The 10,526-nt window shown below is 40.8% G+C and carries 8 protein-coding genes and 2 pseudogenes; 3 read left to right on the top strand and 7 right to left on the bottom strand.

Annotation, left to right across the window (positions count from 1 at the left end; all coding sequences use genetic code 11):
* On the top strand, positions 1-305 hold a 305-nt coding region (locus tag LC574_RS09510; RefSeq protein WP_229453239.1), incomplete at its 5' end, for a hypothetical protein.
* 380 nt (positions 306-685) lie between these two features.
* Here LC574_RS09510 and LC574_RS09515 read toward each other — a convergent pair.
* Entirely contained in the window at positions 686-1,801 is a 1,116-nt protein-coding gene (locus LC574_RS09515; protein WP_229453241.1) for a DUF3466 family protein, read from the bottom strand.
* 60 nt (positions 1,802-1,861) lie between these two features.
* Positions 1,862-3,118 (bottom strand): MFS transporter, encoded by a 1,257-nt coding sequence (locus tag LC574_RS09520; protein WP_229453243.1) that lies wholly within the window; start codon positions 3,116-3,118, stop codon positions 1,862-1,864.
* Between the two features lie 488 nt (positions 3,119-3,606).
* Between LC574_RS09520 and LC574_RS09525 the strand changes: the two are divergent.
* A pseudogene (locus LC574_RS09525) lies at positions 3,607-3,798 on the top strand (DUF2811 domain-containing protein); the annotation flags it as partial.
* A gap of 281 nt (positions 3,799-4,079) precedes the next feature.
* Here LC574_RS09525 and LC574_RS37910 read toward each other — a convergent pair.
* Positions 4,080-4,214: a hypothetical protein gene (locus tag LC574_RS37910; protein WP_267871474.1), complete on the bottom strand. Its 135-nt coding sequence runs from the start codon at positions 4,212-4,214 to the stop codon at positions 4,080-4,082.
* A 106-nt stretch (positions 4,215-4,320) separates the two neighbouring features.
* Between LC574_RS37910 and LC574_RS09530 the strand changes: the two are divergent.
* Positions 4,321-4,470: pseudogene (locus tag LC574_RS09530) on the top strand (aldo/keto reductase); the annotation flags it as partial.
* 202 nt (positions 4,471-4,672) lie between these two features.
* Here the strand turns inward: LC574_RS09530 and LC574_RS09535 are convergent.
* The 4 genes from LC574_RS09535 to LC574_RS09550 form a co-directional block, all read right to left on the bottom strand.
* Positions 4,673-5,554, bottom strand: coding sequence for a hypothetical protein (locus tag LC574_RS09535; RefSeq protein ID WP_229453245.1), 882 nt, complete (start codon positions 5,552-5,554; stop codon positions 4,673-4,675).
* Between the two features lie 408 nt (positions 5,555-5,962).
* Entirely contained in the window at positions 5,963-6,337 is a 375-nt protein-coding gene (locus LC574_RS09540; protein WP_229453247.1) for a hypothetical protein, read from the bottom strand.
* Between the two features lie 29 nt (positions 6,338-6,366).
* Positions 6,367-8,091: an AarF/ABC1/UbiB kinase family protein gene (locus LC574_RS09545; protein ID WP_229453249.1), complete on the bottom strand. Its 1,725-nt coding sequence runs from the start codon at positions 8,089-8,091 to the stop codon at positions 6,367-6,369.
* A 786-nt stretch (positions 8,092-8,877) separates the two neighbouring features.
* On the bottom strand, positions 8,878-10,526 hold a 1,649-nt coding region (locus tag LC574_RS09550), incomplete at its 5' end, for a M1 family metallopeptidase (protein ID WP_229453251.1).

Consider the following 10,526-nt stretch of genomic DNA (forward strand, 5'->3'; position numbering starts at 1 on the left):
TGAAAAGTCAGGTTGAGCGACAGCATTTGCTTGTTGAGCGACAGCATTTGCTTGTTGAGCAACAGCATTTGCTTGTTGAGCAACAGCATTTGCTTGTTGAGCAACAGCATTTGCTTGTTGAGCGACAACATTTGCTTGTTGAGGGACAACATTTGCTTGTTGATGGACAACATTTGCTTGTTGAGGGACAACATTTGCTTGTTGAGGGACAACATTTGCTTGTTGAGGGACAACATTTGCTTGTTGAGCGACAACATTTGCTTGTTGCGTTCATCCCGAAACAAGAGACAGATCGGAATCAATAAGTATAAACACAGGGTAAATCTTCATTATTGCGTTTAAATTAAATCTATAAAACTACTTTTATTACGCAGAAAGATATCCGAGTATCTTGAAAAAGAACTATTCCAGAAATATTTGCCATGTCTTGAAAAAATCGCGGTTCTGCTGCTGTAGACAAAGCTCAACGCCGTCTCGCGCTGCTTAAATCCATCAATGATGAGTCGGAGAAGGAGAAGTTTTAGGTAAGCTAATCGGCATTCAAATTGCAACATAGCTACTATTGCTTTTATTTTTTATCTGACGATGCGACTTAATTAAGCTGACGCGCATCTAAATTTGATAATTTAGCGCTTGAAACCGTTTGCTGCCTTAGATTACCCTGTGAAACTAGATGACGAACAGCTTAGGAGCGATGGGGTATCAAGAGGAAGGCATGATCCTTACCATTGATTTTTCCATAACCTGTAATCTGTCCAGCGTCATTAATATCAATGGCACTAGTTAGCGTCCAGCCGGAGTTAGGACGGATGAGATTGTTGAGGTCTTTCCCCCTTTTATTTTTGCACCATAAAAAGGCACGAGCTTCTGGGTTTGGAGTATTAGTCTCTACCGTTCCCACTACCCAACCTTTGTTGTTGATACCAGTTGCAACACAGTCGCTGCTAGACGCACCAAGCTCAACAATATTACCATCCTTATCCCAAAAAACACATTTTCTATTTGCTTCTCCAACTATCTCTCCCAAGTTATTAATAGCTACTGCTTGACTCCAGTTAGATTCGTCTGTAGCATCTCCAATCGTGCCGAGATTTATGAGATTGCCGTTTTTCCAGAGATGGGCGCGACGAGCAGTAATATCAGAGCAAATCGTTGTGTTATTATATTCAGGGTAAAAGTCACATTTTTGGCGGAGAGCGACTTCTGAGTAACCTACTATTAAACCAAAGTTATTAATGTCATAGGCAAAGCATTCCCTAGAGGAATCAGAGCAAAGATTACTTTTTACACCATTTTTTATAACAAAGGCTTGATTACCTTGTGAAATAATTATTTGGTTCGCGTCGTTGATAGCTTCAGCACGTGTCGAATCTTCTGTAGAAGGAGTAATGTCAATCATCCCAGTTTTTTTATTCCAGGCAAAGGCATGAAAAATACCATTGCCGTTAGGATCTTGTTTACCTGTGTGTGCCCCACCAACAACTTTGCCAGAATTATTTACATCCCAAGCGACACTTCCATCGCCGCCAAGTGTACCAATATCTTTGATTACACCGTTCTCCCACAAAAAGGCACGGAAGGAGGAGCCATCTCCTTTAGCTGAATAGCCAACTACTTGACCTAATTTATTGATCCCTGTACTGATGCTCGCATCATAGCCAGGAAGTGTACCCAGATCAACAATTGAATAATAAGGAACTGGTGCTGATTCTACGCTGCCAAGAATCATCAAAGTAGCGCTGACACCACCTAATAAGACGTTAGTAGTTAGTTTTATAGACTTTAGGTTGATTTTGGACATTTTATTTTGACGCGTTTGGTCGTTTATTTTTTTGGTAGTCCTGAATCGAATTTTAGCTGATTAATCAGCTAAAATTCGATTCAGATACTGTAAAATTGCTACAGCGATCGCTACACTCAAGATAAAGCATAGCCAGTAAGTATTGGTAATAATTTGTGGTTGATCTAATGCCCATCCACCCAAGGGATGACCAATAAAAGAACCAACAGCCCAGCACAAAGCGTTGATGGAAAAATAAACGCCGCGTTGATTTTCCGGGGCTAACTCAGTCACTAAAGAAGCAGCAGATGGGGTATAGGAGACAATCGCCACAGCAAATACTCCCAATGCTAATATTACCCAAACTAGATGATGAGATGGGGCAGTGCCGCTTACCCAAATCAGTCCAAAACCAATCGCCCAGAAAATAGCGGAAACTGTAAGCGCGAGTGTGTGTGAGCAGCGTTTTAAAATACTAGTTACAGGCAACTGACAGATAATAGCGAACACCAGATGCCAAGCAAATAGAACGCTAATCGTAGTTTGAGCAAATCCTTCGGGAGTACTTTTTATAACAAAGTTTTTGAAGTAAAGCGGCAGGGTGCTGTGGATTTGAGAAATATAGATTGTGAAGAATATATTAACTGCTATGTAGAGCAGGAAACGGCCATCTCTTAATACTGCCATCCAAGAAGCAAAAAGTTCTATCTTTTCAGATTCCCCTATCTGCTGCTGTTCAGTTTCACTAATTCCTACATAGACAACCCCAAAAAACATCAAAAAAGAGATGGCATCAATGACAAAGAGCCATCGATAACTCCCAATTATTGAGATCAAAAACCCAGCCAGCATAATTCCGATCGCTAACCCAAGATTATCAGCTAGTCGGGCGATCGCAAAAGTTTCCCGGCGATTGTCAATCTGGCTAGCGTCAGCAACAACAGCTTCAGCCGCAGGCCAATACAAACCTATCCCTAAACCGCTAATCAAGCTACCGATTACCAAAATCGTAAAATTATTGGTTGCAGCTAACACTAGAGAACCAATTGCTAAAATCGCCGTCGCTAGCAACAAAGTGCGGCGGCGTCCCCAGTGTTCAGAATCAGCCAAAGAACCACCTACAATCCGCCCTACAATGCCGAAAATCGAAGCGCTACCCAAGGCTACCCCAACACTGGTTGCAGATAAACCAACTTGATTGACAAAAAAGATGGGGGCGTAAAACAGGGTACAGCCAGTACCAACTTCCGATAGAAATCTACCAATTGCAAAAATCCATATCTGGGGATGTATCGAAGGCAGCCACGATGATAACTGCGATTGAGAAGCTAATTTCATGAGTTTAAATGTCATAGCTTGATGACATTTTTGTAATTCTTATCATTGGCTGCTATTTTCCTCATTCATTCCACAGGGTTTCCACAGGGATTTTAACAGTTTTCCACAGGTTCTCTACGGACTAACGGGCTTCTTACTCTCTGATTGGGGATTGTTGATTAACAGTGGGAAGGAACTTAAAGGACTGAGTTCTTGTAAAGTAAAGTAACAAAAAATTGCTTTAAATGCTGATTATTACGTTCGTATTTATTTTTTATACAGTCGTTTTTAACATTTCGCAGCATTGACAAACCCACCCCCTCTTGGCGCACAATGATTCGGCTTGCTTTTGTAATCCGTTCAACCGTTGGCATCAAATGTGTAAAATATATTACCACCAGATGTGGGCGTAGATTGGCGGGCTGGCGAAAGAGCGTGTGAAGTAGCCCTAAGCCGCTTCAGCGCAAGCAACTTGTCCCTCTTGATTATCCTCATAGGAGGAAAATCTCATGAAAGCAACGGTTAGCATCTTTACAGAAATTCCCGAAACACTCCACGAATCCTTAAAAAACTACTTAGAAACCCATCCCGACTGGGATGAAAACAGAGTATTAACGGCGGCGCTATCATTGTTTTTACTCCAAAATGGAGATAGCGATCGCCGTGCTGCTCGAGTCTATCTGGAAACTTTGTTCCACCACTCCACAGTAGAAATGCCCTGTACCGACTCACCAGCAACAGCTAATTTACTAGACACCCCATAGGTACTGGTATGAAGCCCTAATACGGGCACGGCAAACCGTGCCCCATTAATAGGATTTTGATCCAAAGCGATCGGTCATATCAGGGTAATATTACAACAAAAAAGATCAGTAGATTCTGATCCTCAAAGAGGTTCCAATAGTTTCTCCTGTTACCAAAACTAGTTGGTAATAGTGCAAAATTTAGAATTGAGACAAAACTTGAATATATTAGCTGACCGTTAGTACTTGTTATATAACGGTTTTATTGGAAGTCGGCGGGAAACTCCATCCCGCAAGTGGCGTGGTGAGGGATAGCCGCCCGCCGACTTAGGGCATAGGGCATAGGGCATTGGTAACTCTTCCCCATGCCCCATGCCCCATTTCCCATGCCCAAAAACTCCATCCCGCAAGTGGCGTGGAGTTTTTCATTTTGAATACAAACACGTTCGTAGGGGCGCATAGCTGTGCATTGGTGTCACTAATGGGTTTAAATTTGATACAGCGCAGATGCCGCTCAATGTGATGGATGCCCACTATCGAAGCTTTGAAAAGCTGGTTGTGCCAGAACTGGTTAAACAAAACATCGGCATTCTGGGAATGAAAAGCTTGGCAAACGGTATTATTTTACGATAAAAGCGATTAGCGGTTAGCGAGCTTGCGATTAGTTTTAAACAAGCCGCCCAATATGAGCGGGGTATTAACCTCCCCAAGACTAATTTTTCGCCCACGAGGGGCGAGGCATGTACCGGGTTAATAGCTAATAGCTAATAGCTAACAGCTTTGTCAAATTGGACTTAAAAGTTATTTAATTTGTAGCTTATCTATTGCCCAATTATCGGTAATAAAAATCAAAGTCTTTCAAAGTTAAAATTCTTAAACGCAGTAAATTATATAAATACTTAATAATTTTATTGCTTTTAAGTATAATTCTCTGCCCAATGAAGCGTTCGGGGTATTCTAGCTTTGTTTGTTGCTCAAAATATATTGCTACATCCTCCATTTTCGACTCTCCCTTTTTGATTCTGACGAATTCGATTCTATTCTTAAAGAAAGAGATACCCTCCATTGCACTCCATCTAACAGGTAAACCTGCTTTAGCAGCTGCTAAACCTATTGCATTACCTTCGGAGTCATACAGTCCATTTAACTCACAATAAGATGCCAGAATTTCCCACTGTTTAAGAAATTCCATTTCCCTTCCAGAGTCTTTTGTAACTGCAAATAAATATTCATAAACAAAATTAATATCTTCATTTTCTAGTTCTAGATTTAACTTTGAAGCAGCCTTTTTAACCACTTTAAACTCTTTCAGAAGTTTGGCATCAGGATTGCCAGCTAGAACCCTAGCATACTTTTTAGGCATATTTTCACAACCCCTTGCTGTTATTCCTGGCATTGAAATGCATTTCGGATTTTGTGGAACTGGCGCTAATATTCGCATATCTGCATCAATGAATATGCATGAATTAAATAGAGATAAACCCTTGGCTATTGCAAATCTTTTGTCATGGTAAAACTTAACACTTTGTTGTCTATGCTTAAATGCCAAAACGTTAGGTTGTTGGCTAAAGTCGCTAGGACAATCAGTTAAAATAACAAAAGAACTGTTAGGCGAATATTTTTCGATATCTTTTGCTAATAACAATGCAAGATTACGATAGTTCTTACCACATGCTAAAGTACAAAAACAAAATCCTTTTTTGTCTTGAGTCATAGCTTTTTACGCCCCTTCTAATTAAATAAAAATCTGCAAAGCTAAAATTCTAAACAAAGTCGAGTATACTTGGAGTCATAGTTGCTATCTCTTTACCAGAGATACTGCGGATGCACATTTCAGAATTTGTAAGTAACTACGCAAAATTAATTACAGTCATTGCGAGCGAAGCGAAGCAATCCCAGCCTTTGCGATTGCTTCATTTCGCTTCACTGCATTCGCAATGACATTGTGTAATTAATTATGTTTACCTACTTACGTAATCTTAACGCAATTAAATCTTGGATTTATAAAATTTTAGTACAAAATAAGTCTTCACCACTAGCTAATGATCTCATTTTTAGTAGAACATCATTGCTGGCGGTGAGCTTTTACGGTAATTTGTATGTTGGTGAAGCGTTCTACTATCTAAGAAAAAGAATCTAAATCTAAAGATTGCATACCTTCGCGTTCTATAAAGGTCATCATGCTTCCCAATTGCAACCAAACTAATAAACAAGTAAAGAGACTAATTGGTAGACCGACTCCTAAAGCCAAGGAGGTGGGAAAGCCAAATATTGCTAACCCTGAAGACAAAAATAGACAAGTACCGCCAGTTATACCGATAAATGGCACCAGTAATTGTTTCAATGAGGAACGCGGTTTAGTATTTTCTGTACGCTCGCTTGGCCATTTCTGTACAATTACTTTCAAAGTGCCAGATAATGCCAAACCAGATGTTAATGCTGTCAGAAAGCCAACAAGTAACAGAAAATAAGGCGGTTGCAGAGGAAAATAGTACATGAAAACTCCTGATTTATATTAAAGATTTTTTAGTTTTTATTTGTTGACTGGTTCCCAGCAAAAGGCGAAAGGAATGTAGTTTTTGGCAAAATAGCAGCTGCCCCTTCCCTGGATAAGTCTGTTAAAATGCCGATCGCTACATTTAATAAACGATCCGGTTTTAAGTCATCTTTAACCAGGTTCCACAGGCGTTGGACATCTTCTGTGTGGAGGCGGTCATCTTCGGTGAGAGCAAGCACCAGCTGTCGCCGCAGAAATTTACCTTCTTCCGACATCAAATATTGGAACCCCATCTGGGCTGTGGGCAATACATCAAAGTTGTTATCGGTACGAGCGATCGCAATCAAATTCTCTAATCGCTGCCACTGGAATTTACCATCTTTAAACAACACATTCAATAATCGTCGCCGTAATTCCGGTGATTCCCCTGTCAGCAACCGCCGTGCTATATAGGGATAACCCACTTCCACAATTTTGAAATTCGGGTTGAGGCTTAGGGCAATACCTTCTTGAGTCACCAAGGAACGAATAATCAAAGCAAACTTCGCCGGGACTCGGAAAGGATATTCGTACATCAGTTCCGAGAATTCATCGGTAATAGTTTTGAAGTTAAAATCCTTGACATTTTTACCAATGGCGCTTCCCAGCACCGCTTCTAATGCTGGCACAATCGGGCAAATATTTGTGTCTGGAGTCAAAAATCCTAATTTTACAAAATCTTCGGCTAAGTCTGTGTAATCTTTATTCACCAAATGCACCAGTGCATCCACCAGTGTTTCTTTGGTGGTTTCCTCCAACTGATCCATCATGCCGAAGTCAATATAAGCCATCCGACCATCGGGTACAGCAAACAAATTGCCGGGATGAGGATCAGCATGAAAGAAGCCGTGTTCTAAAAGCTGTTGCAAACCTGATGTAACGCCAATTTGGATGATCGCCTCTGGATCTAAACCAGCTTCCTGGATACGTTGAGTATCTGTCAACTTGAAGCCGTCAATCCATTCCAGGGTTAAAACGTGGGTATTGGTATAACGCCAGTAAATTCCTGGAACTTTAACTTGGGGGTCGTTGCGGAAGTTGCTAGCAAATTTTTCGGCGTTGCGACCTTCATTTATATAGTCGATTTCTTCAAATAACTTCGTGCCAAACTCGTCCACGATTAAAGTTAGGTCGTGACCGAGATTGAGGGGTAACCAAGGAGCTACCCAACTCGCCCCCCACCGCAATAGATAAAGGTCGCGGGTGAGAATCGGGCGTAAGTTTGGGCGTTGCACCTTCACGGCGACTTCTTCACCACTGATGAGACGACCACGATATACTTGACCCAAGCTAGCTGCTGCTACTGGTTTAGGCGACAGTTCGCTAAAACTTTCATGAATTGGACGGTCGAGTTCAGTTTCGATAATTTTGTAAGCGATCGCATTATCGAAAGGTGGTAACTGGTCTTGTAACTTGATCAGTTCTTCTAGAAAATCCTTACGTATTAGGTCAGGTCTGGTAGAGAGGGCTTGACCAACTTTGATAAAAGTCGGGCCAAGGCGGGTGAGCAGTTCTCGCAACTGGATAGCTCGTTTACCCTTGTTCTGCTCAACTTTATCTTGCCATTCGTCCCACTTGAGACTGAGGATAAATCCTGCAAAAGAGGAGATAATTCTCACCAGTCGCCCCCAGGCTAGCCAGGGACGGTAACTATAGTAGCGAGCGATCGCCTCTGGATTATAGAGTTTTAGCAGAGTAGGTTGATACTGACCCACGCCTTTATTTGCCTCTTCAACTGAAAAATTTACAATGATTGTTTTTTTCCTAACCCACAAGTTAGTTGCAAGTTCAGGATAGCGGTAATCTTTTATCTAAAACAACTAGAACTCTACCCTTTTAGGATACTGTTCGCGGTGATTTTAGCCTATGTTACTGCCTAGATTTGTTTATCTTTTTCTTAATTATACTTTATAAAACTACAACTACTTATCAACGTTTCAGATGATTTTATTTTTTCTTAACTATTTTTTATAAAAATATAAATATCTACCTGTGTCTGATTATGCAAATTTAAATAAACTGCGATCGTAAGTAACTTTATTTACTAACAGTTATATGGAGTAGTAGTACTATTACTGTCTTGGATTTAATCTTCGTTACCAATCCCGCCTCGGAATAAATTCCTCTTGCTTATAGCTAAAGTCCTCTCAAGAGGACTAAATACACAATTTTCAGCCATGTAGAAGGATGTCTTATAGCGGTTTTCAGTTGAGTAGGTATATAAACCCACCCCCAACGCCCTCTAAGAGCAAGCGAGGAGCTTGCTCTGATGTACCTCATTTGATTAGGAAAAGCTATGTGTAAAAGGTAAAATTTCAGTCCACTTGAGTGGACTTGAGCTATTAGCCCAGAACTTAAGTTCTGGGCGGGATATCGGATGAGCGCTACACTTTGACTTCATAAGAAAATTATTATTTATAAATGCTAGAAATTTGGCAATTGATAATGATTTTGACACAATTACCAATTACCAATTAGCTACTTTTAGCCATAGTGTAATGCTATTTAGATTTAGCCTCCAAGTTTTCTAAACGGCTTCTCAATTCCTGATTTTGTTGTTTGAGTTGGTCGAAATCCTCACGCAATTGACGCAGGGTTTTTTCTGAACCAATATTCTTGTGCACTTTAGAAATTTCTTCTTCAGCATAGCGACGTACACGCCCATCGGCTGTTTGTTCAACTAGCGATCGCAAAATCCCCACTGCTTTGGGTGTTTCCATTTGTCCTAATGCTGCTGCTACCGACACTTGCGTTAAAAAGAAGGTTTCTTTGGCTAGTTCTGTTAATTTTTCTAAAATTCGTTCCAAATTAACCGGACTTTGACCTACAGAAATCTTTCCTAAAGCGCGAATTGTGGCTAAACGTAGGGGTTGTGGTACACCGAGTTTGGTGTATTCTATTAGCAAATTTAAAGCTGCTTCCGAGGTTTTGAATTCAGCTAAACCAGCGATCGCACCACTCCGCACGACTTCATTCCAACCCGCCTTTTCTTCTAAAACGGATTTCAGCAGCTTTAATATCTTATCTTCCTTGGGTTTTTCTTCCAAGTTTGCAGATGCGATGGCCCCGATCACACGAGAAGCTGCTGCTTCAACGTAATAGCTAGGATCGCCCTTTTGCACTAACCCTCTTACAACTTTATAGCTTTCAGCAGTTTTGATTTGAGCAAGTGCTTCCACTACAACTCGTCGCACGTAAGCATTTTTATCTTTTAACCCAAGAACTAAGCCATCAAAGGCTTGGTCTAAATTGATTTTGGCTAGTTGTTTCACCGCTTCCACACGCACACCCCACAATGGGTCATTTTTGACCGCCGTAGACAGTGCAATGGTAGCTTCTAAGCCGCCTTTTTTCGCCAAAGCTTCTGCTGCGTAAATACGTGAAATCGGGTCGGGATCAAATTCTAACTGTGCTTTTAACTCTGATATTGGATACTCCAAAGTTACTGTTTTCAGATAATTATTCCCAACATCAAAGCTGATAAATTGGGGCTTATTTTCTAGGGGAAAGTAGAAGCTTTGTTCACGCTCATTTACCCGCACTACAAAAGTTTTGAGTTGTGAGTTATTAATTATGAGTTTGGATTTCTTTTTAACTCCTAACTCCTGTACAGACGCGATTAATCGCGTCTCTACTCCTAACTCCTCATTCCTCCCTTCTTCCTCTTGGGTATAGCCAAAACCAATAGGTATTTTTAAATCAAACAAATCTTTACTGCCATTTTTACCTTCAGCAGCTTGGGTTTGAGTTAGGGTAATTTTTGCTAATTTAGCATCCCCATCCCAAGAGTAAGCTACTTTAAAATCGGGATGACCACCACGAAAAACGTATTGGTCAAAGAGGAATAAAAGATTACGTCCGGTAGCCTTTTCAATCGCCCTGAGTAAGTCTACTGTTTCTACGGTTTTATGGGCATTATCTTGAACAAATGTTTGGATAGCCTGCCAAAACAACTCATCTCCTAATTGGGCCCGAATCATGTGATAAACACAAGATCCTTTTTCGTAAATGTGGCGATCGTAAAGCTCAATAGCTTCTCGGTAAACATGTGTTACCATCGGGCGACGATAGCGACTACTATCTTCACTTAAGTAACGACGAGCTTCTAATAAACGATAGTAAGCTGCTTCTTGAAAACTATATTCCTGTT

This window comes from Nostoc sp. CHAB 5715, assembly GCF_020829685.1.
In the GTDB taxonomy this organism is placed as follows: Bacteria; Cyanobacteriota; Cyanobacteriia; order Cyanobacteriales; family Nostocaceae; genus Nostoc.